18 protein-coding genes and 1 tRNA gene are annotated in these 22,465 nt (G+C 42.6%); 15 read left to right on the top strand and 4 right to left on the bottom strand.

The annotated features are described in order from the left end of the window. The first annotated feature begins 89 nt into the window (after positions 1–89). The 8 genes from ftsH (at position 90) to AVL57_RS20985 (ending at position 8,484) form a co-directional block, all read left to right on the top strand. The gene (gene ftsH / locus AVL57_RS06310; protein ID WP_057792215.1) at positions 90–2,036 is read left to right on the top strand and encodes an ATP-dependent zinc metalloprotease FtsH; all 1,947 of its coding nucleotides are present in this window, start codon (positions 90–92) and stop codon (positions 2,034–2,036) included. 117 nt (positions 2,037–2,153) lie between these two features. Beyond that, the gene (gene folP / locus AVL57_RS06305) at positions 2,154–2,978 is read left to right on the top strand and encodes a dihydropteroate synthase (protein ID WP_057796179.1); all 825 of its coding nucleotides are present in this window, start codon (positions 2,154–2,156) and stop codon (positions 2,976–2,978) included. A 9-nt stretch (positions 2,979–2,987) separates the two neighbouring features. Then, the gene (gene glmM / locus AVL57_RS06300) at positions 2,988–4,331 is read left to right on the top strand and encodes a phosphoglucosamine mutase (protein ID WP_057792213.1); all 1,344 of its coding nucleotides are present in this window, start codon (positions 2,988–2,990) and stop codon (positions 4,329–4,331) included. Positions 4,332–4,426: 95 nt separating this feature from the next. Further along, the gene (gene tpiA, locus AVL57_RS06295) at positions 4,427–5,173 is read left to right on the top strand and encodes a triose-phosphate isomerase (RefSeq protein WP_082604928.1); all 747 of its coding nucleotides are present in this window, start codon (positions 4,427–4,429) and stop codon (positions 5,171–5,173) included. Positions 5,174–5,183: 10 nt separating this feature from the next. Next, positions 5,184–5,633 (top strand): preprotein translocase subunit SecG, encoded by a 450-nt coding sequence (gene secG / locus AVL57_RS06290; RefSeq protein ID WP_057792211.1) that lies wholly within the window; start codon positions 5,184–5,186, stop codon positions 5,631–5,633. A 7-nt stretch (positions 5,634–5,640) separates the two neighbouring features. Next, positions 5,641–5,726: transfer RNA gene (locus AVL57_RS06285), tRNA-Leu, on the top strand. A gap of 174 nt (positions 5,727–5,900) precedes the next feature. Then, positions 5,901–8,195 (top strand): bifunctional diguanylate cyclase/phosphodiesterase, encoded by a 2,295-nt coding sequence (locus AVL57_RS06280; protein ID WP_057792209.1) that lies wholly within the window; start codon positions 5,901–5,903, stop codon positions 8,193–8,195. A gap of 130 nt (positions 8,196–8,325) precedes the next feature. Beyond that, positions 8,326–8,484: a YqaE/Pmp3 family membrane protein gene (locus tag AVL57_RS20985; protein ID WP_013784353.1), complete on the top strand. Its 159-nt coding sequence runs from the start codon at positions 8,326–8,328 to the stop codon at positions 8,482–8,484. Between the two features lie 97 nt (positions 8,485–8,581). Here the strand turns inward: AVL57_RS20985 and AVL57_RS06275 are convergent, their stop codons facing one another. Both AVL57_RS06275 and AVL57_RS06270 read right to left on the bottom strand, forming a co-directional pair. Further along, positions 8,582–9,025 carry a hemerythrin domain-containing protein gene (locus AVL57_RS06275; RefSeq protein WP_057792207.1) on the bottom strand — a complete coding sequence of 148 codons (444 nt, stop codon included), beginning with the start codon at positions 9,023–9,025 and terminating at the stop codon, positions 8,582–8,584. A gap of 210 nt (positions 9,026–9,235) precedes the next feature. Continuing rightward, on the bottom strand, positions 9,236–10,888 hold the full coding sequence (locus tag AVL57_RS06270; protein ID WP_057792205.1) for a diacylglycerol kinase family protein: 1,653 nt from the start codon (positions 10,886–10,888) through the stop codon (positions 9,236–9,238). A gap of 219 nt (positions 10,889–11,107) precedes the next feature. Between AVL57_RS06270 and AVL57_RS06265 the strand changes: the two genes are divergently transcribed. Next, positions 11,108–11,647, top strand: a complete 540-nt coding sequence (locus AVL57_RS06265) for a DUF2878 domain-containing protein (RefSeq protein ID WP_057792203.1) — start codon at positions 11,108–11,110, stop codon at positions 11,645–11,647. 133 nt (positions 11,648–11,780) lie between these two features. On the opposite strand, the gene AVL57_RS06260 is transcribed toward AVL57_RS06265, so the two are convergent. Next, positions 11,781–12,332, bottom strand: a complete 552-nt coding sequence (locus tag AVL57_RS06260) for a hypothetical protein (RefSeq protein ID WP_057792201.1) — start codon at positions 12,330–12,332, stop codon at positions 11,781–11,783. A 605-nt stretch (positions 12,333–12,937) separates the two neighbouring features. On the opposite strand from AVL57_RS06260, the gene AVL57_RS06255 reads away from it, so the two are divergent. The 5 genes from AVL57_RS06255 to AVL57_RS06235 all read left to right on the top strand — a co-directional run bounded on the left by AVL57_RS06255 (position 12,938) and on the right by AVL57_RS06235 (position 19,365). After that, positions 12,938–13,972: a DNA topoisomerase IB gene (locus tag AVL57_RS06255; protein WP_057792199.1), complete on the top strand. Its 1,035-nt coding sequence runs from the start codon at positions 12,938–12,940 to the stop codon at positions 13,970–13,972. A gap of 443 nt (positions 13,973–14,415) precedes the next feature. Next, complete coding sequence (gene putP, locus AVL57_RS06250; RefSeq protein ID WP_057792197.1) at positions 14,416–15,915, top strand: sodium/proline symporter PutP; 1,500 nt, start codon at positions 14,416–14,418, stop codon at positions 15,913–15,915. 15 nt (positions 15,916–15,930) lie between these two features. Beyond that, entirely contained in the window at positions 15,931–17,040 is a 1,110-nt protein-coding gene (gene proB, locus AVL57_RS06245) for a glutamate 5-kinase (protein ID WP_057792195.1), read from the top strand. After that, positions 17,037–18,284 carry a glutamate-5-semialdehyde dehydrogenase gene (locus AVL57_RS06240; protein ID WP_057792193.1) on the top strand — a complete coding sequence of 416 codons (1,248 nt, stop codon included), beginning with the start codon at positions 17,037–17,039 and terminating at the stop codon, positions 18,282–18,284. The genes proB and AVL57_RS06240 overlap by 4 nt, the downstream gene beginning before the upstream one ends. 175 nt (positions 18,285–18,459) lie before the next feature. Further along, entirely contained in the window at positions 18,460–19,365 is a 906-nt protein-coding gene (locus AVL57_RS06235; protein WP_057792191.1) for a mechanosensitive ion channel family protein, read from the top strand. On the opposite strand, the gene AVL57_RS06230 is transcribed toward AVL57_RS06235, so the two are convergent. After that, positions 19,348–19,908: an HNH endonuclease gene (locus AVL57_RS06230; RefSeq protein WP_057792189.1), complete on the bottom strand. Its 561-nt coding sequence runs from the start codon at positions 19,906–19,908 to the stop codon at positions 19,348–19,350. The two genes, AVL57_RS06235 and AVL57_RS06230, sit on opposite strands and share 18 nt — an antisense overlap. A gap of 336 nt (positions 19,909–20,244) precedes the next feature. On the opposite strand from AVL57_RS06230, the gene pnp reads away from it, so the two are divergent. Then, positions 20,245–22,356: a polyribonucleotide nucleotidyltransferase gene (gene pnp, locus AVL57_RS06225; protein WP_057792187.1), complete on the top strand. Its 2,112-nt coding sequence runs from the start codon at positions 20,245–20,247 to the stop codon at positions 22,354–22,356. Positions 22,357–22,465 lie beyond the last annotated feature (109 nt).

Below are 22,465 nucleotides of genomic sequence, written 5' to 3'. Positions count from 1 at the left end.
TCGTTGCGAAAGTTTATGTGTGTAAGGAAAGCACTCGAGGTTTTATCTTTCACAAGCATATTCTTTCGGATTTTTAGAGGTTAGTAGCATTGAGCGATATGGCAAAAAATTTAATCTTATGGTTGGTTATCGCCGTTGTGTTGATGTCTGTATTTCAGAGCTTTTCACCTAGTGAATCTTCGAAAACACAGACCGATTACACAACTTTTTTAAGAGAAGCTGAGCAGGGTAATATCCGTGAAGTTCGCATTAATAATAGCGGCGAAATTCGTGGTACCCGACGTTCAGGCGAAACATTCCAAACGTACGTACCGTATTTTGACGACAAGTTAGTTTCTGACTTGGTTAAAAACGATGTACGCGTTTACGGTGAGCCGCCAGAAGAACAATCATTTCTCACATCTATTTTCATTTCTTGGTTCCCAATGCTTCTGCTCATTGGTGTATGGATATTCTTCATGCGTCAAATGCAAGGTGGCGGTGGTCGCGGCGCAATGTCTTTCGGCAAAAGCAAAGCTCGCCTGTTAGGTGAAGACCAAATCAAAACCACATTTGCTGATGTTGCAGGTTGTGACGAAGCAAAAGAAGATGTGTCTGAATTGGTAGACTTCTTACGTGACCCATCTAAGTTCCAAAAATTAGGCGGTAAAATTCCTAAAGGCGTACTGATGGTAGGTCCTCCTGGAACGGGTAAAACGTTGCTTGCTAAAGCGATTGCTGGTGAAGCAAAAGTACCTTTCTTTACCATTTCAGGTTCAGACTTCGTAGAAATGTTTGTTGGTGTTGGTGCCTCGCGTGTTCGTGACATGTTCGAACAAGCGAAAAAAGCCGCTCCCTGTATCATTTTCATCGATGAAATTGATGCGGTAGGTCGTCAACGTGGCGCAGGTTTAGGTGGTGGTCACGATGAACGTGAACAAACACTTAACCAGATGCTTGTTGAAATGGATGGATTTGAAGGTCATGAAGGCATTATTGTTATTGCCGCGACTAACCGTCCAGACGTATTAGACCCTGCATTGTTACGCCCAGGTCGTTTTGACCGTCAAGTGGTTGTTGGTTTACCTGACATCCGTGGTCGTGAACAGATTCTTAAAGTGCATATGCGCAAAGTGCCTGTGGCCGATAACGTTGAAGCAAGTGTTATTGCCCGTGGAACACCAGGTTTCTCCGGTGCCGACTTAGCTAACTTAGTCAACGAAGCTGCTTTATTCGCTGCACGTGGTAATAAACGTTTAGTAGCGATGGAAGAATTCGAGAAAGCGAAAGACAAAATCATGATGGGCTCTGAGCGTAAGTCTATGGTGATGACTGAGGAAGAAAAGACCAACACGGCTTACCACGAAGCAGGACATGCAATAGTTGGTCGCTTGGTTCCAGAACATGATCCTGTTTACAAGGTTTCTATTATTCCTCGTGGTCGTGCCCTGGGTGTAACTATGTATCTTCCAGAACAAGACAAGTACAGCCACAGTAAACAGCATTTAGAAAGTATGATTTCTAGTTTGTATGGTGGACGTATTGCTGAAGAAATGACCTTAGGCGAAGCAGGCGTAACTACTGGCGCTTCAAACGATATTGAGCGTGCATCCGATATTGCGCGAAAAATGGTGACGCAATGGGGCTTGTCGAGCAAGATGGGACCATTGCTATACGCAGAGGAAGAAGGCGAGGTGTTCTTAGGTCGTTCTTCATCTAGCTCAATCAGAATGTCAAACCAAACTGCTTTAGCAATCGATGAAGAAGTTAAAGACATCATCAATCGCAACTACGCTCGAGCTGAAAAGATCTTAAAAGATAACGCGGATATCCTGGAAGCCATGAAAGATGCGTTAATGAAGTACGAGACTATCGACGCGAAGCAAGTTGATGATTTGATGGAACGTCGCGAAGTTCGTCCTCCTGCAGATTGGGATGATCGTCGTCCTTCTGATGGCGACAAGCCAAGTGGCGGTAAGCCTACTCGCGAAGGAGAAATTACTAACGATGGTGTTGATAAGCCGTCTGTTGGTAAACCAGGTGACTTACCAAGCTAAACGTAGCTTTTAAAGTTTATAAAACGCCAGTATTTCTGGCGTTTTTTATTTGTGCAGTAATAATTTCAAATGACCGATACCACGCCGTGCTGGCTGATTGATTTAAAGAGTAAGCAAATGCAGTTCTCCTCCCACAAATTAGACTTATCCCGACCGCAAGTTATGGGCATCTTAAATGTAACACCCGACTCATTTTCTGACGGCGGTAAACATACGCTTCTTGAAAATGCGGTAAAACATGCTGAACAGATGCTATCTCAAGGTGCCACGTTAATTGATGTAGGCGGTGAGTCAACTCGACCAGGCGCAGCAGCAGTTTCACTTGATGAAGAACTAGACCGCGTTATTCCGGTAATTGAAGCTTTACGTGCCAATACCGATTGCATTATTTCAGTAGATACCAGTAAAGCTGAGGTAATGAACCAGGCTGTGCAAGCTGGGGCAGGGCTAATTAATGATGTAAGAGCCTTGCAAGAACCTGGTGCGCTAACGGCAGCGGCAAATGCGAATGTGCCTGTGTGTTTAATGCACATGCAAGGGCAGCCTAAAGATATGCAACAGCAGCCCCATTACAAAGATGTTGTGGCTGACGTTAAACAATTTTTATTAGCAAGAGCATCTAAGTGCATAGAGGCTGGTATTAAAAAAGAGCAAATTTTGTTCGACCCTGGTTACGGTTTTGGTAAAACCCTTGAACATAACTATGCACTGGTTAAACACCTCCCAAGCATAATGGCGCTGGGCTATCCGGTGCTAGTGGGTATGTCTCGTAAATCAATGATTGGCAATTTGTTAAATAGAAATGTGGATGAACGCTTGGCGGGAAGTATTACCCTCGCTACAATTGCAGCACAGCAAGGTGCGCATATTATCCGCGTTCACGATGTACAGGAAACGGCGGACGCAGTTAACATTGTTAATATGCTAACAACAATAGAATAAGGAACCTTCATGGGGCAGCGTAAATATTTCGGCACTGATGGCATACGCGGTAAAGTGGGCGAAAGTAATATTAATCCCGAATTTGTCATTAAGCTTGGTTGGGCAGCAGGGAAAGTGCTTGCCGGACGAGGCACTAATAAAGTACTTATTGGCAAAGACACCCGTATATCTGGCTACATGCTAGAGTCTTCTTTAGAGGCAGGCTTATCTGCTGCAGGTATTGATAGTGGCTTGCTTGGTCCTATGCCTACACCGGCTATTGCTTACCTAACGAAAACATTTCGTTCAGAAGCTGGTATTGTCATTAGTGCTTCTCATAATCCTTATTACGATAATGGGATTAAGTTTTTCTCAGCGGATGGTTATAAGCTAGACGATGATATTGAACTGGCTATAGAAGACATGCTTGATAAGCCAATGACATGCGTTGCTTCTGACAAGTTAGGAAAGGCGACCAGAATTAACGATGCTGCTGGCCGCTATATTGAATTTTGTAAAGGTAGTTTCCCGTCTGACTTATCTCTTACCGGTTTAAAAATAGTAGTAGATTGCGCACACGGCGCTACTTATCATATAGCGCCGAATGTATTGCGCGAGCTTGGTGCTACGGTAGTTGAAATTGGTACCGCGCCAAATGGTTTAAATATTAATGAAGGCGTTGGCGCCACTTCGATGGACGCAATCGTTGAGAAAGTAAAAGAAACCAACGCACATCTTGGATTTGCTTTAGATGGTGACGGCGACCGTATCATGATGGTTGACCATTTAGGCAATGTGATAGATGGCGACCAAATTGTATATATGATTGCTCGCGATGCACTTAAAAATGGTCGTATGCAAGGCGGTGTTGTAGGCACATTAATGAGCAACCTTGGTTTAGAGATCGCCTTTAGCAAGCTAGGCGTTCCTTTTGCACGAAGCAAAGTAGGGGACCGCTATGTCATGGAAATGCTCCAGCAAAAAGGCTGGGCAATTGGTGGTGAGAACTCGGGTCACATTCTGAATTTGGCCACCTCTTCTACCGGCGACGGCATTATTGCTGGCTTACAAGTTATCGCTGCAATGTTACGCTCAGACTTAGATTTACACGATTTAAGTAATGGCTTTGATATGTATCCTCAGTGTTTAGTCAACGTGCGTTATCAAGATGCTAGTCAAGATTATCTAGCCCACGCTGATGTGCAAGGCGCTAAACAAGAAGCAGAGGCTGCATTAGGTAAGAAAGGCCGCGTTTTATTACGTAAAAGCGGAACCGAACCTCTTATTCGCGTTATGGTAGAGTCTGATAATGAAGGGCATTCTTCCAAGTGGGCAGAGCATATTGCTGAAACTGTTCGTAAAGTCGCCAATTAGTTGGCAGAACTGGAAATTTCGCGTTTTATACTTGTATATTTTTACTGAAATCGTTAATATCACGCCCGCTTTAAGACAGGGCTAAGGTCTGCATTGTGAATAACAATAAAAGAAAGCCGCTGGTAGCGGGCAATTGGAAAATGAACGGTAATCGTTCTCTAGTCACTACGTTCAACGATGCATTTGAAAATAATGCACTTGTTAATGTTGACGTAGTTATTTGTCCTCCTGCTTTATATCTTTCAGCCTTTTCTACTCAAGCTTTTGCGCTGGGTGGTCAAGATGTTAGTCATCTTGATAATGGCGCTCACACGGGTGACCTTTCCGCTGACATGCTCAGTGAACTTGGTTGTACGTACGCCATAGTAGGGCACTCAGAGAGAAGAGACGACCACGGCGAAAGCAATAGCTTAGTGGCCAAGAAAGCAAAGAAATCAATTGCAAGTGGATTAACCCCAATTATTTGCGTGGGTGAGTCACTTGATATTAGAGAAAGTGGTCAGGTTGAGTCTTTTATTGGCGAACAACTTGATGCATTAGTCGACGGTTTAACCGTTGAAGAGCTTTCTAAATCGGTACTTGCTTACGAGCCTGTTTGGGCGATAGGTACTGGAAAGACAGCTTCACCTGAACAAGCGCAAGACGTACATGAATTTATTCGTGGATACTTTGCAAAAGTAGACGCAGAGCTTGCTCAAGGGTTACGAATTTTATACGGCGGCAGTGTTAAAGCAGATAACGCTAAAACATTGTTTGCACAACAAGACGTAGATGGTGGCCTCATTGGTGGCGCCAGCTTAAAGACAGAAGATTTTATTTCAATTTGCCAAGCGGCAAACTGACGAGGTAATTATGGTTTACGAAGTGCTACTGGTAGCATATTTAATTGTTGCATTGCTGTTGATTGGTTTTGTTCTTATTCAACAGGGTAAAGGTGCAGATATGGGCGCTTCTTTTGGTAGCGGCGGCTCAAATACGGTTTTCGGTTCAGGTGGTTCTGGTAACTTCATGACTCGTACTACAGCCATTCTTGCAGGCTTGTTCTTCTTTATCAGCCTTACATTAGGCGCGATGACAGCAAACCGCGAAAGTGCAGAAGACGAGTGGGATAATTTAGAAGTACCAGCGGCTGTTGAAGCACCAATACAAGCGCCAGCTGATATGGACGTTCCTGTTATGGATTCGCCTGCAGAAGATGCAGCAACGGAGAATGACATTCCAATGGGTGACGCTTCTAATGCTGAAGTCACCGAAGGTGATGTACCTAAGGCTAACGCTGACGATTCAGACGTACCTAACTAAGATTTTTGCGGAAGTGGTGGAATTGGTAGACACGCCATCTTGAGGGGGTGGTGAGCATAGCTCGTGCGGGTTCAAGTCCCGCTTTCCGCACCAACTTTAAAAACCGGCTTTTAGCCGGTTTTTTTGTGTCTGTAAATTTTTTACAAAATGAGGAATTACACCAACCTAGCGACTATTAGTATTGCGGTATTTGGGCTATGCTACTAACTCAATTAGAAAAAGTGAATGTACGTATTATGTATAGAACGGTGCGCTGGGAGCGGTAGGTTGCAAATATCACTTCGACAAAGTCTTTTTAGAACCCTCCTTGGCGGGATTTTTATAGCCTCACTCCTCATTGTTGCAGGGGTTTGGAAGTCAGCTAACAACTTAGTAAAACAAAATATTAGCCAAGATATCGCTGTTACTGAAAAGGTACTGCATAGGCTGATTGAAGATCGCCAAGCCATTATAAAAAATGTATCTAACGTACTACTTCGCTCCTACGACTTTCGCCAAGCCGTGGGAACTGCAGATTTACCTTCTATACAAACTGCTTTAGAAAGTTATGCGTCGCGTATTAATTCCAATGTCATTGCATTAGTGAATTTAGATCACACCATTGTTGCATCTCATAGTGCCTTGTTTAAACCAGGGGAAACCTTAGAGGCGAGCACCGCTTTGGTTGCGAAAGGCTATGAAAGCGGCTTTTTCCTTATTAACGACTCATTAATTCAATTAAACCTCTATAAAGTAGAGATTCCCACATTACGCTATTACATGATTATCGGTGTGGAGTTTGACGAAACATTACTACAAGAATTAAAAAATCTTGTTGATGCTGAAATTATTATCACCAATGTCACTGACAATATGCCCATTGCATCAACACTTTCGCCAGAGCAAGTAGAATCAGTTTTAACAAGTGATCCTACGCCTTCTTGGGTTGATGTTACATTCAAGCAAAAAAACACCTACATTAGCCGTGAAGTTAGCCTAGTGTCGATGTCGGAACTTCCTGTACGCATTACTATTGCCGTTGATGTATCAGATGCCTTTCAGGCGTTTACTGACATCCAATTAAGTATTCTCGTGTTAACCCTAGTTGCGGTTCTGGTGGCGTTGGGGTTCTCAATGCTACTGGCTAGAAATGTGAGTAGTTCTGTTTCTAATCTTGTGGAAGCCGTTAACCGCGTAGCTGGAGGAGAATATGGCGCTACACTAAATGAACCCGCTAAACTTCGAGAAATTAGTGAGCTGGCTTCGGCAGTGGATAGCATGCAAGAGAGCATTCAGCACCGAGAAAATCACATTCGGTATCAAGCGCAACATGATGTGCTAACCGGTTTGTTTAATCGAAATTACGTGGAAGGGTATTTTGATGGAAAAATGTCTGAAAACGTAACCTTGCAGGTTGTTGCTATTACGATTATTGGCTTTAGAACCACTAACGACCTTTATGGGTATTCCAACGGTGACAACACGCTCAAGGCACTCGCTACGCGCTTGCTTCGCTGGCCTGGCACCTCTGCACGTTTAGCGGGGGGAGAAATTCTCTATATTACCGATACGGCGTTAGACGAAAACCAAATAGAAACACTGAAACACATTTTAGAGCAGCCCGTCGAAAGTAACTTAATTTCGATCCCAGTTAAGGTAGCGATGGCCGTGGTGTCTTGTCCTCAGGATGCTACCAACTCAGAAGAGCTATTTCGTAAAGTTAATATTGTTACCGACGAAGCTATTCATTCTAATGCATGGTGTGTTCACTATCGGCCCGAACTTGAGGCTAAGTACGTTAGGCGTTTAACCATTACCACCGAGCTTAAGCGCGCGCTTTCTAGCAATCAAAGTGAGCTTTCTATGGTGTATCAACCAAAAATTGATCTCAGCACGATGAAAGTATGCAGTATGGAAGCGCTAATAAGGTGGAATAACGAAACCCTTGGCTTCGTACCACCAGATGAATTTATTACTATTGCTGAACAGGCAGCTCTAATTGAGCAAGTCACGACTTGGGTTATGCAGCAAACCATTGCTGATTTATCGTACTTCAGGCAGAAAGGCTATGGCTTTACGGTAGCGATGAATTTATCAACCCAAGATATTCAAAATAAGCCGTTACTGGATAAATTGGTTTCTATGCTTACTGATGCGGCACTTTCACCCGATGCGCTAGAGCTAGAAATAACAGAAAGTGATTTGGTAGCCGATGCATCGCTGGCTATTGAAAACTTGAACTCATTGACCAGTAGGGGGTTTCACTTTGCAATCGACGACTTTGGCACTGGCTATTCATCGCTTGCGTATTTGAAAAACCTGCCTGTAGATACCATCAAAATTGATAAAAGCTTTATTTTGTCGTTAGCAACCGATGACAACGATAAGCAAATAGTTCATACCGTGCTGGGATTAGCTTCTGCATTTGATTTGAAAGTGGTGGCTGAAGGGGTAGAAGACGAGATATCGCTAAATATTTTGAAAGAGTGGGGCTGTGATATTGCACAAGGTTTCTTCATTAGCCGACCATTAGCGAAGGATGCGCTAGAAGAGTGGTTAGAAAATTCACCTTTAGGTGAATAGACGTGAACCATTAAATTCCTTATTGTTGGCAGTATATATGCATTATAAAATCAAAGCCTGCTCAAAAACGTAAGAAATTGCAGTTAGAGTGGGTAAACTGTGAAATTACTTCAAAAACAAGGATATTATTATGGACATTATTCGCATTATACTTTCAATTTTACTGCCTCCTCTAGGCGTGTTCTTACAAGTTGGTATTGGCGCTCAGTTTTGGATAAACATCCTTCTAACATTGTTTGGCTATTTTCCCGGTGTTATCCACGCCGTGTACATTATTGCTAAACGATAGTTTATTTTACTAAGTTTTAGTAAAACCAAAGATTAAAAGAAAGGCCAGTCTATGACTGGCCTTTTTTGTATCTGTAAGGTTCATGTAAAACTCACGCCTAGTGAGGCGCGAGTTCTTTTGCCATTTCTTCTTGATAAGAGTCGGCAAGCTTATTCTTTTGAGACTCGTTGAGAAGTCGACCAGCGACTTGGAAAAACTCTTGCTCTTCATCAGCAAGGTGGTGCTCAACTTTTTCCTGAAGAGTTTTTAAGTGACGTAACCATCCTGGGGAGTCCATTTTGGTCTCATCCAGTTTTTCAATGAGCTCATCAATTTCATGATGCTCTGCAATACCGTGACGGGTTAGATCTACAGCGTCATCTTTTTTGAGGAGAGGAGAATAAAAATGGCGCTCCTCTGCAACAGCATGACTTTCAAGCTGGTTTTTAAGCTCTTGGTAATACTCTCTGCGTGCAGCTGTGTCTCCACTGGTCTCAGCGAGAATTTTAAGTAACAGCCTTTGTTTCTCATGGTCTTGGCGTAACGCTTCGAAAATCTTCATCGGTAATCCCTCAACTAGTTAAACTAAAATGTTGCGTAAAAAGCACTTTACACTTTACACGTTTAGCTAATGCGAGAAGCGTTCCACTATATTAAGTTCACTAAGTCATTGTAAATGCAGCTTTTAGCGATTACTTATTATTACAATACATAAGTAACCGCTTAAATAATGCATTTCTTACATAGGGTCTGCGGTAATCTTTACCTATGGCTATTCTGCAGCGGATTGACTGTTATTTTGCACATGGTCTATGCCAGTCAATACCCGAAGACTTGCAGGGTGTGTTGTGATACTGATTTCACGTGCACTGAAAATCTCACCATCAACCGCATAAGATACTTCTTCATCAAAATGAAGGGATATTGATGGGGTTTGTTTGTGCCTGATACTGTCTGAACTGGTTTTATATTCTTCAGGCCCAAAAACAAGCTCTGCCAATGAGAGTAGTTGTCGGTCAGAAGAATCTTGTGGAGTTAGCCAGGTGATATCTAATTTACCATCAGTAACATCAGGTAGATTTCCACCTTGAGCAAGTGCGGTGGTAATTGGCGCGGCATTAGCTATCACTAAGCTTGGTGTATCTAAGTACTGGGCTTCTTCTTCATCAAACTTTACTTGAAAGCTAAGATTGTCATTTTTCCCTATGGCTTCCCATAGCCCCTTAAGGTAGGCAAACTGTCCACCCGAGTCTTTCTCGCCTCGATCCGCGGCGGAAATCATATGCTCTTCAAACCCGACCGCAGCAACTAGTAACATCATTCGGCCATTACACTGGGCAGTATCGATATCTGCAGTTTTGCCGTTAATGATGATGTCACACGCTGTACTGATGGGAACAATTTTACTGGCATAACCATGGAGCACCTGACACAGCGCATTGGCAGTACCAAGTGGAATAACCCCAAGTGTGACGTTTTTATCGGTAAGGGCATTGGCCACTTCGGTAATGGTGCCGTCGCCTCCACAGGCGACAATAATTTGCGCCCCGTCGACTAAGGCTTCTTTAGCCAATACTTCACCGTTAACTTCAGCTGTTGTTTCTTTAACGGTAACTTTAAACTTTTCGTTTAGTCTTGAAAGAATATCCGCCTTTTCAACTTCCCATTTACCTCCTCCAGCAACAGGGTTGGCAATAAGAGTAAGGCGCTTAGTCAATGACAAGCTTCCGCCATTCTTTATTTTTTCAAGTGCTGCTAACTGATGTTTGTTGAGTCTTGCTGTTGAACGAACCGCTTGAATTTTATCCATCGCATCTAAAATGGATAACGAAGGATCCCTAGCCAGCAGGTAGGCGGCTAGCACTAATACAGAACGACCTCTACCCAGTGCGCAATGCACAACAACATTTTTACCTTCAACGAGTTGTTGATCTAACCAATTAATCGCAAGGGTAAGTTGTTCTTGGGTGGGGCTGGTATGATCAAGAACTGGAATGTTCAAATAATCAAAATCTAACTGATAGGCAGTCCAATCTAAACCATCAAATTCTGCAGTAACGTCTAAAATAGCATTAATATTGTTGTTTTTAAGCATATCCACATGCTGAGAAGACATGCGACAACCTAAATAAAGCTGGTCATCAATTCTTTGAAACGGAGGTACCTTATCTGTACGCCTTGCATACTCATTATACAACCAGCTTCCCAATAAAAATGGAACAAAAACCCAACGTATGTAGATAGGAATTGAACCATCTTCGCGTTTTCTGAACAATGCAGGGTAGTTAAGCAAGTAGGCGCTACTCACTGCAATCAGCGAAAAGCTGATCCAAGCAAAAATGACAGAGAGCCACAATGTTGGGCTAAACCAAGTTAGCATAAGTGCTAAAATTGCGCCGAGTACATAATATTTAACCATCTTCATACTGTTCACATTTCCTTTGTTCAAAGATTTAATTCATTTATACAGTGGTTACGCTATTTTTGTTTATTACTAATAGGCAACTATGAAGTTAGAATGAAATTAATCACCAAAAATTACGTTTTATTAAAACTTTATAACTGAACTGAGTGATAAATAGTGGCGTATTAAAGCCTTCTAATTTTTCACTGTAGTAAGTACATTCATAAACAGGCGAATTCAATGTCGAACAGTTTCACTATCAAATTGGTAAACTTTCTATGGTTTCAAACCATTTGGTGGTTAGTGGTTTTATATCAAAGTACTTTCTTAGTTGTAGGTTTACTGCTCGCGTGGCTTATTTACTCACCACTGCGAAAGTCAGATAGTAAAATAATGATAGCAGTTTTATTGCTAGGCACCTCGGTCGACTCACTGTTGATGCTAACAGGGGTATTTGGTTTTGAGCCTGGCGCTTGGCTTAGCGGTGGTGCTTCTCATTGGATAATACCTATTTGGTTGGTGTGCCTTTGGGCCGCACTAGGTGGGTCAATACAACATAGTTTGAGTGCGTTTGCTGATAAGCCATTACTTGCGATGGCAGCCGGTGCTGTGTTCGCTCCGTTAAGTTACTTTGGTGGTCAGAAGTTTGGTGCGGTCACCTTTGGATATTCACCACTCGTTACTGTGGGTATATTAGCTATTGTATGGGGTGTAGTATTTCCAGCGTGTTTTTTACTCGCGAAAAAGTTAACGGCTGATGATGGCCAAAATTCAGCGTGATAGGCCCAGACCAACAAGCAGCAATCAAAACGAAAAGTCAAAAGCGAAAGATTAATGTGGAGAGGTATGAATCTAGCAACTCCCTTAACCTGCGGTTAAAGGGAGTCGGCTGCTAATATTGGTTTAAACCGTACTAGCGTACCGCTTCAACCACATTCTTACTTCGCGAATGCAAAAACGATGCAATGTCTGACGCTGATTGAGTCTTTTTCAAGTTAATAACCACGGCCACATTATTTCTTCTAATTGCATGTCTTACCGCCTGCACTATTTCTGAACGGTCCGGGCGAAGACCAACCAAGCCTGCAACAAATAAACCAGTAAAAATACCTGGGCTTATTAAAGCGATGTAGGTAAACAATGGATTTTGCTTCGTTAATTCAGGGCCAAACGAGACTAAAAGAAACGCCGCTAGCATCCCTACAAGAAAGCCGACTCCACCGAGCATTAAGTGTGAGTGCCACAGGTTTTTGCCGATACTTTTACTCTCTTGTTCTAGCTTTTCACTCATCGCAGTATCGCTTGCGTCGATGAAAGCCACTTGATCAGTACTGACATCAGTGGAATTTGCCAGTTGTTGTATGGTTTTTTTTGCCGACAACTTGTCTTCAAATATCGCAGCAACTTGAATTTGGTCATTTGGCGCTAGAGATGCGCGAAGATTTTCATGATTAGCAGTTTGCATAACTTCTCCGATAAACCCGGTCGATGTATACCTCAGCGGTACCCTTTAACGAAATGTGTTAAAGGCGGGTAAATTCATAACTATTAAGCGAATTTACAAATATTCATTCATAACCATTCAAAATGCGTTCCGCTGACGGATTAAACTTTAGTCTACATACATTTCAAGTGCTCCTTTTATCTGTAACGCTATGATTTTTATATGTAATGTACGAAATTCTAGAATGTTAACTTAAGTTCATTTAGCAGATGGTTATCTTAGGTCTATAGATGACATTTCCACTATGTTTCATATTTACTCACAGTATGAAAATTTGTCTCAGTCTGTATATGTATCTTTTATTGGTAGCCCTACTACTTATTAAAATAATGCCGCCGGATGTTAACCCTAAAGTCAAAGCGCGCCGCTAATCGTATGAAAACAATAAAAATATTTTCTTAATCGAACTGTCTTCATCGAAATGGGAAACAGGTTTTAAGTGGGTGCATTAACATGCACGTAACTTGCATCTTTCTTTAGCATTCAAAATGACGAGTAGAAGTTGCCACGCTATTAAGCAGCCTTGATGTAAGTTTGCGATAAAAAATATTATAAAAGGAGTTCACGTGACTATAGGGCAAATCGTTGATGGGGGTACGCCTCATCCGCACCTAACAATTAAGCGCATTCCTTGCGGCAAAGGTGCCTATTATCGATATACCAGCGGTCGAAAGGTAGCAGGCCAGCGTGTGCTGCGTAGAATCAAATCACTTGCCATTCCTCCTAACTGGAAAAGCGTCACCATTAGTCGTGACCCTAAGGCAAGTATTCAAGCCATTGGCCTCGATGCTAAAGGGCGAAAACAATACCTTTATCATCCAGATTGGCATAAACAGCAACAGGCGGAAAAATTCAAACGTTTGACAGTATTCGGTCAGAAAGTACCTGAATTTCGAGAATATTGCAGAACACTCGTCAATGGCGAGCAGTGGACAATAGAACGGGCATCAGCCTTGGTGTGCCTGTTATTAGATTACACTGGCGTAAGGATAGGCAACCCTCAGTACAGCAAAGAAAATAAAACCTACGGCTTAACTACACTTCGCCGCAAACATGTTCAAGAAGCAACGGTAGAAAAAGTGTCTCTTGAATATTCTGGTAAACACAGTAAGCGACGCACCATTACAATTGACGATCCCTTATTAGCCTCGTTAGTGTGTGAATGCACTCAGCTTCAGGGTTACAGCTTATTTCGGTATCAGCTAGCTGACGGCTCTTGGTGTGATATCCATAGTGAAGATGTAAATGCATTCATTCACGAGCATTTAGGCGACAATTTTAGCTGCAAAGATTTTCGAACTTGGGCAGCTAGTCGTTTTGCGCTGCAAAGCTTCCCAGACGTAGACAGGTACTTGCGAGAAGGACGTAACCGTAAGTGGCCAAACTCGTTGAGTTCACATGTGTCTAAAATGCTAGGAAATACTCCTTCTGTTTGCAGGCAGTATTACATTCACCCGAAGTTATATTCTGTGTTTAACGAGAAAAGTACGTTCGAAAACTTGTTGAAGACCCTAGCGCAGGGCAATGAGCAACTTTGCGATCCCATTGAGCGAGATTTAAGCACTGAAAAGCTTTTGTTGTCGATTATTTCATCTGAGTGACAACTAGATTAACTTTTAATAATAAATGCTTCTATTGATACTAATAGTGTAATAGTTAAGCGAGTTGCAGCATAAATTGCTGCGTTTCACGAAGTGGTTATTCCGCATTAAATTTCATAATAGTCAGTAATTTGTATTCATTGTGTAACGCGGTATTGCTTGTGAAACCTTTAAGTCTATATTCACATAGCAAATAGACTTCATATTAAATTGGCTACTATTTAAACTTGAAATCACAACGTTGATACTTATATAATTAGAGCTCTAATCATTATTGTTCAATTTAAATGTTTGGTTCTGAGTTTGGCCTAAGGCCAAAGTCGGAAACAAATTATGCGTGTTATTTAGGCTTTAAATCTTGTATCGCCCTTCGAGGGAATACATTGTCCTTCTAGCATCTGAACGATGTAATTTTAACTAACATAGGAGAGCAATCTCACATTATGCCAATTGAAAGTTACATATCGCTGGCAATCTATTTTCTAGCGATGTTAGGTATAGGTCTTTTTGCATATCGTCAATCCACCAGTGACATTTCAGGTTACATTCTAGGTGGTAGAAAGGTTAGTCCCCAAGTTACCGCACTTTCAGCGGGCGCGTCTGACATGTCAGGTTGGATGTTGATGGGATTGCCAGGGGCAATGTTCTTAACCGGGTTCGACGCAGTTTATATTGCTATTGGTCTTGTCGCAGGGGCATTAGCAAACTATATATTGGTTGCTCCCAAACTTCGTGTTTACACCGAAGTTGCCGATGATTCGTTAACCGTGCCGGAATTCTTCGCAAAGCGCTTCGACAACCCCAAAGCAAACGTACGCATCGTTTCAGCTGTCATCATTGTCTTATTCTTTACTTTATATACTTCTGCAGGGTTAGTAGCAGGAGGAAAGCTTTTTGAAAGCGCGTTCTCAGTTGATTATCAGCTTGGTCTGTTTATCACATTGGGCGTTGTTGTTTCGTATACCTTATTGGGTGGGTTCTTAGCCGTTAGTCTTACCGATTTTGTGCAAGGTTGTATTATGTTTATTGCCCTTGTACTTGTTCCGGTTGTGGCCTTTACCGAGTTTGATGGTGTAAACCAAATGACGGCAGCCGCGTATGAATCTGTACCGAACTTTACTGATTCATGGGGCGCTCTCACGCTTGTGGGCTTGCTTTCAAGCCTTGGGTGGGGACTTGGCTATTTTGGTCAGCCTCATATCATTGTGCGCTTTATGGCAATTCGCGATGTTAAATCGGTAAGTACTGCACGAAATATTGGTATGTCTTGGATGCTAGTTACTATACTTGGAGCATTAGCAACAGGTTTTGTGGGAATAGCGTATGTAAATCAATTCAATTTGAGAGTGGACGACGCTGAGACAATCTTCATCGTTTTTTCTCAATTGCTATTTCATCCTCTCATTAGTGGCTTTTTAATGGCTGCTATTTTAGCTGCCATCATGAGTACTATTTCGTCTCAATTGTTGGTATCGGCTAGCTCGTTAACCGAAGATATTTACCGTGTTGTAGCGAAAAAAGACATCAGCGAAAAAGAAACAGTGACCATCGGAAGAGTTGGCGTAGCGGGCGTAGCCGTTGTGGCATTGCTATTGGCAATGGATTCATCAAATTCCATTCTTTCTTTAGTCAGTAATGCTTGGGCTGGCTTTGGTGCCGCATTTGGCCCATTGGTACTGTTTAGTTTGTACAAAAAGGATTTGACGCAAAATGCGGCATTGGCCGGCATTGTCAGTGGTGCAGTTACTGTCCTGTTTTGGATATACGCCCCCGTTTTGGCTAACGGTAAAACGTTAAGCAGTGTTATTTATGAAATTATTCCTGGTTTTGCGGTAAGTACCGCAACCCTTTGGTTGGTATCGCGCGCAGGTGCTGCGCCGTCTGAAAATGTTCAGCGCTTATTTAGAGCAACTAACCAGCAATTAGCAGATCAACAATCTTAAGGTGAATGAAATATTATGAGTCATCCCAATTGGAAACGCGTGGTCATTAAAGTAGGCAGTGCACTAATCTCGCCGAACAAGCAAGGGTGCAGCAGCCACTACTTGCTAAGTATTGCCCAGTTCATCGTGCGTTGTCGGGCAAATGGAACACAGGTAGTGTTAGTGTCTTCAGGTTCAGTCGCCGCTGGGGCACATTTGTTCCCCGACCATGAAAAATCGAACATTGCTGTTAAAAAGGCAATGGCTGCAGCAGGGCAAACAGAAATGATTGCTACCTGGGATAGGTTGTTCGACTTTCCATCAGCGCAAATGCTGTTAACCCATGCTGACCTGCGTGATAGAGAGCGCTACGTTAGTATTCGAGAAACTATTTTCAGTCTGTTAGAGCATAATGTGCTGCCTATCGTTAACGAAAACGATACGGTAACCACCGACAAACTAAAAGTAGGCGATAACGATAACTTATCCGCTATGGTGGCAGCAGCGGCTGACGCAGATGCACTTATTATTTGTTCGGATATTGACGGTTTGTATAATAAAAACCCTCATGACCACGACGACGCAGAGCTGCTTAAAGAAGTTGATACCATAGACGCCAGCATTTATGCCATGGCTGGTGGCGCAGCAGAAGGGGGTGTTGGCACCGGTGGTATGCGCACCAAAATTGAAGCGGCTGAAAAAGCAGTTTCGCATGGTATAGATACATATATTATTAACGGCTTTACCGAGCTGTCATTTAATATGTTGCTTGCGGGTAAAAACCCAGGCACACACTTTAGCCCTTACGATAAACCAATGCTAGAAAACGTGCATTGGATGCGCCATACCTCGAACGCGCAGGGCGAAGTGATAGTTGACGGAGATTTTGATTCTTCACTGGAAAACGACAGTGAACAACTTACTAGCAGCGAAATAGTTGATGTGAAAGGCGAGTTCTCAGTGGGCGATACCATTTTGGTAAGAAAAGCTGACGGAACTAAGCTCGTTAAAGCGAAATCAAACTACAGTAGCTGTTTACTGAATTTTATCGCGAATCAAGAAAATGATGACTTCGCCAGTGAATTTGAAGATAAAACTGGCCCTATTATTTCTGATCAGCATGTAGCAAATTTGGAGAAAGAATGAGCATTATTACAGAATTAGCAAAACAAGCGAAACAAGCAGCACAAACACTTGCCATCTTAGATGAAGCGGAAAAAAATGCGGTGTTAAAAGATATGGCTGCGGCCATTCGTGGAAATAAAGACGCTATTAAAGCGGTTAACGAAAAAGAAGTGGCGCGAGCTAGGGAAAATAACTTAGATGACGCTATGATTGACCGTTTAATTTTAGACGATGCCCGCATAGAATCTATGGCTGAAGGGATTGAAGTTATTATTAGTCTTGACGATCCTGTTGGTCGTGAGCGCGTAATTGGCACCCGTCCAAACGGTATCGAAATTAAAAAGATGCGAATTCCATTAGGTGTTGTGTGCATGATTTATGAAGCACGCCCTAATGTAACAGCAGACGCCGGCGCACTATGTTTTAAATCAGGTAACGGTGTTATTTTGCGTGGGGGAAAAGAAGCGCTAGACACCAGTCTAACCATCGCAGGACTGATGCAAGACGTGCTTGAAAAGCACGGTTTGCCAAGAGCACTCGTTACGGTAGTGCCAAACCCAGATCGTGCCCTTATGCAAGAGCTTATGGAACAACGCGACTACATTGACGTTATTATTCCACGCGGCGGTGAAGGGTTAATTAATTACGTGACTGAACACTCTAAAGTGCCTGTTATTCAGCATTTTAAAGGTGTGTGCCATTTATACGTAGATAAAGACGCTGATTTAGACAAAGCATTGGCTATCTTGCTAAATGGTAAAACCCAACGTACCGGCGTATGTAATGCGCTTGAAGGCTTAGTGGTGCATCAAGCTATCGCGGGCGACTTCCTACCTCGTGTTGCGGAAGCTTTCGAGCAACACAAGGTAACAGTACATGTAAATGAAAAAGGCGCTCAGTACTTTAACAACGCTGATGTTATTAGCGAAGACGCTTACGGTGAAGAGTACTTAGGTCTAGAAATCGCTATTCGTGTAGTCGATGACTTTGCTGGTGCTATATCTCATATTGCCGATTTTGGTAGTAACCATACTGAAGTTATCTGTACAGAAAACGAAGATAGCGCGAAGAAATTCCAGCGTGCTGTGGATGCTAGTGTTGTAATGGTAAATGCATCTTCACGTTTCTCTGATGGTAGCCAACTTGGATTAGGTGCTGAAATTGGTATCGCGACTACTAAGCTTCATGCCTATGGGCCAATGGGGTTAGAATCGCTAACGTCTGAAAAGTATCTTGTAAACGGTGTTGGCCAGATTCGCGAATAAGCGATTAGAGAACTAACATGAAGTAAATTCATACAAAGCGCACTAAGTTTCGGTCATTGGATGGGAATATTCCCACTGGTCGGCATTGTGCCCATCATTGGCATGCTTCATAATAAAGGCGCTGAATTTTCAGCGCTTTTTTATTTTCTATCAAACGGTTATCTGGAGCACCTACATGGAAATAGTGATTGACCCAATACAAATGTGGCACAACTTTGTTGAATTTGTATTGGATTACAAACTATTAGCTTCACTTTTTTTAGTAGTGATACTGCACTTCTTTAAAAAGGGCACTCTAAGGTTAATTAAGCGTCGTAGTTCTCGCAAAGGGGAAGACCGACGGAACCAAATTAATATTTTGGAGCAGTTAGGCAATGCATTCATTATTGTATTGCTGATGATGGTGTGGTCGTCTGAAATTCAAAATCTTGCCATTTCAATTGCCGCTTTCATGGTAGCCATTGTGTTAGCTACCCGCGAATTCATTCAATGTTTTATGGGCTTCATTTACTATCTAGGCGCACGGCCATTTAGGGTAGGGGATTGGATCCAAATGAATAATGTAATCGGTGAAGTAGTGGAAATGGATTGGGCAAAAACCGCCTTGTTAGAAGTTGACCCTGAAACCTTTAATTATACTGGTAAACACGTTTACGTACCGAACAGCCAATTAGTTACCCAGACAGTGCGTAATCTAAACTTCTTACGTCGTTATAAATTGCACTCGTTTAATATTGTTAATGAACCAACCGTAAATGCCTACAGCTTATTACCGGCATTTAGAGCTAGTGCTCATGCCCACTGTGAATACTTTCGTGATGTAGCAGAGCGCTACAAAGGTCTTATTGAGCGTCACTTAGAACAAGACTTTATTCAAATAGACCCTGAAGTTGAAATCAAAACCAATGAGCTGGCTAAAGTCGTCGTAAAAGTTAGTTTGTTTTGCCCAACAGCAGAGGCACACGAACTTGAACACAAAATGTGTTCAGATTGGTTAAGCCTGTGGTTTGAAGCATTGGAAAAAAGTGCCTGTCCGCCAAATACCTCCTCTAGCTCTCAATCGCTAGGGGAAACCGTTTAAGTGCCAATCTCGTTTATCAGTAAAGTGGCCTTTTAAAAATTCCATTTGATCGGCTAATATCCGACGGTTAACCAAATAGAATCTTTCATAAACGTTTGGCCTGAAGGGTACAGCGAGCAAAGGCATTCCGGCTTCTTCTGGGGTTTTGGCCGCCTTTGCATGGTTGCAGCGCTGACAAGATGTCGCCACGTTAGTCCAGCTATCTTTGCCACCCCGTGAGCGTGGAATAATATGATCACGGGTTAGTAGGCTTGGTGAGAAGCGGTGGCCGCAGTAAAGGCACAAATAATTATCTCGCCTAAACAGATACCGATTGGTTAATGCTATCTTGCCACTTAAATCCGTTACCTTGCCATCGCAAGCAATGATACTCGACAAGGTTAACTGACTTTGATGGCCATCATGATCCCAGCCACCTTTAAGCGTAATGGCATCGCTACCTAATTCGAATAATACCTTTTCCTGACAATAGAGTTTTGCCGCTTGCTCAACATGGATCCATTCCTGTGGCATGCCAGCTTTATTTAGTCTAAGTACTAGCATTACATTCCCCTTAGCGCACCGTGTAGGTTTAGTTATAGCATACGAGGTTTTGTGTCATTATGATGAAAATACATACAATTTGAGCGTATTCATACAAATTTCATCTGGTTATGGTGATATTTACGTAACGGTGAGTATTTGTGCGCTTATTTGGTCAATGTGAACTACATTGTGTAGTGGGTTAATCACAGTGAATACGTGATGTGTGCGAAATAGCCACAAACCGCAACGAATTCTACGAATAGAAAATTTGTTAATGGTATTAGCGTTAGTTCATCGCTATACTATGCACCGCGATTATAAGCGATAAATAAGATTGAAATTAAAGGACAAATAGTGACTCCTATTACTAAATCATTTCAGTATGGACAGCATACTGTAACACTAGAAACGGGCGTTATCGCTCGTCAGGCCACAGCAGCCGTCATGGCAAGTATGGATGACACCGCTGTATTAGTTACCGTTGTAGGTAAGAAAGAAGCGAAAGCAGATCAAGATTTCTTCCCACTAACAGTAAACTATCAAGAAAAAACATATGCTGCGGGTAAAATCCCTGGTGGTTTCTTCAAGCGTGAAGGTCGTCCTTCTGAAGGCGAAACCCTTACAGCTCGTTTGATTGACCGTCCAATCCGTCCATTATTCCCTGAAGGGTTTAAAAACGAAGTACAAGTTGTTATCACGGTAATGTCTGCTAACCCAGATATCCCAACTGATATCATCTCTATGATTGGTACTTCAGCAGCACTAGCCATTTCTGGTATTCCATTTAATGGTCCAATTGGTGCAGCACGCGTTGGTTACACTGACGGCGAATACATTCTAAATACTCGTGTTGAAGAACAAGCTGACAGCGATCTAGATCTTGTTGTTGCTGGTACTGAAGGCGCGGTATTAATGGTTGAATCAGAAGCCGATGTGCTTTCTGAAGACGTTATGCTTGGCGCAGTAATGTTCGGTCACGAACAACTACAGACGGTAGTAACCGCAGTTAAAGAATTTGCTGCTAACGTTAGTATCGACAAGTGGGACTGGAAACCAGAAGCAGAAAATACAACCCTTAAAAATAAAGTGAAAGCACTAGCTGAAGCTGAAATGGTTGCTGCTTACCAAATCTCTGACAAGCTTGCTCGTAAAGATGCAGTAACTGCTGCAACTGAAAAAGCGCGTGATGCCATCCTTGCTGAAGACGAAACCCAAGACAAGAAAGAAGTATCAAACCTTCTTCATGATCTTGAGTCTGACGTAGTTCGTTCACGCATCCTTGCTGGCGAGCCTCGCATCGACGGTCGTGATCCTAAGATGATTCGTGCGCTAGACGTTGCAACGGGCATTTTACCACGTACTCACGGTTCTGCTGTTTTCACTCGTGGTGAAACTCAAGCAATCGTTGCTGCTACTTTAGGTACAGAACGTGACGCGCAGATGATTGACGAGCTTCAAGGCCGTCGTGACAGCCGCTTCATGCTTCATTATAACTTCCCTCCATACTGTGTTGGTGAAACCGGTATGATTGGTTCTCCAAAGCGTCGTGAAATTGGTCACGGTCGTTTGGCGAAGCGTGGTATTCAAGCGGTAATGCCAAGCGAAGAAGAATTCCCGTACGTAGTACGTATTGTTTCTGAAATTACAGAATCAAACGGTTCATCTTCAATGGCTTCTGTATGTGGTACTTCACTTGCGCTTATGGATGCAGGTGTACCAATTAAAGCTTCAGTTGCTGGTATTGCAATGGGTCTAGTGAAAAGCGACGAAAACTTCGTTGTACTTTCAGACATCCTTGGTGACGAAGATCACCTTGGTGACATGGACTTTAAAGTTGCTGGTACTACTGGCGGTATCACTGCATTGCAGATGGATATCAAAATTGAAGGTATTACTAAAGAGATCATGCAAATTGCCCTTAAACAGGCAAAAGAAGCACGTTTGCATATTCTTAACGTAATGGACGAAGCTATTGGCGGTCACCGCGAAGAGCTTAGCGAATTCGCTCCACGCATTTACACAGTTAAAATCGATCAGGACAAGATCCGCGATGTTATCGGTAAAGGCGGCGCGATGATTCGTTCAATTACTGAAGAATCTGATACCAACATCGAAATTGAAGACGATGGTACTATCAAAATCTTTGCAACTGAGCGTGCTAAAGCCGATATTGCTATCAGCAAGATTGAGCAAGTGACTGCTGAAATCGAAGTGGGCAAAACTTACCACGGTAAGATTACCCGTATCGTAGATTTCGGTGCGTTTGTTGAAGTATTACCAGGCAAAGAAGGCCTAGTACATATTTCTCAAATCGCTCACGAGCGTGTTAACAAAGTAACTGACTACCTTACTGAAGGTGCGATGATTGACGTGAAAGTGATGGAAATTGACCGTCAAAACCGTGTACGTCTAAGCATTAAAGAGTTACTTGAAAAGCCTGCTCCTAAGTCTGACGACGCAGAGTAAGGTTTTTATTTGCTACCTTGCTGTGGCTTAGGCTTTAGCCAAAGCACCATAGCAAGAAGCAGATTTAAGACAGATATAGAAAATTAGAAAAGGGAGCTTAGCTCCCTTT

Source organism: Alteromonas stellipolaris (genome assembly GCF_001562115.1).
GTDB classification, from domain to species: domain Bacteria; phylum Pseudomonadota; class Gammaproteobacteria; order Enterobacterales; family Alteromonadaceae; genus Alteromonas; species Alteromonas stellipolaris.
Note: the sequence above shows the minus strand (reverse complement) of the source record. Positions and strands in the feature narration are given on the sequence as shown.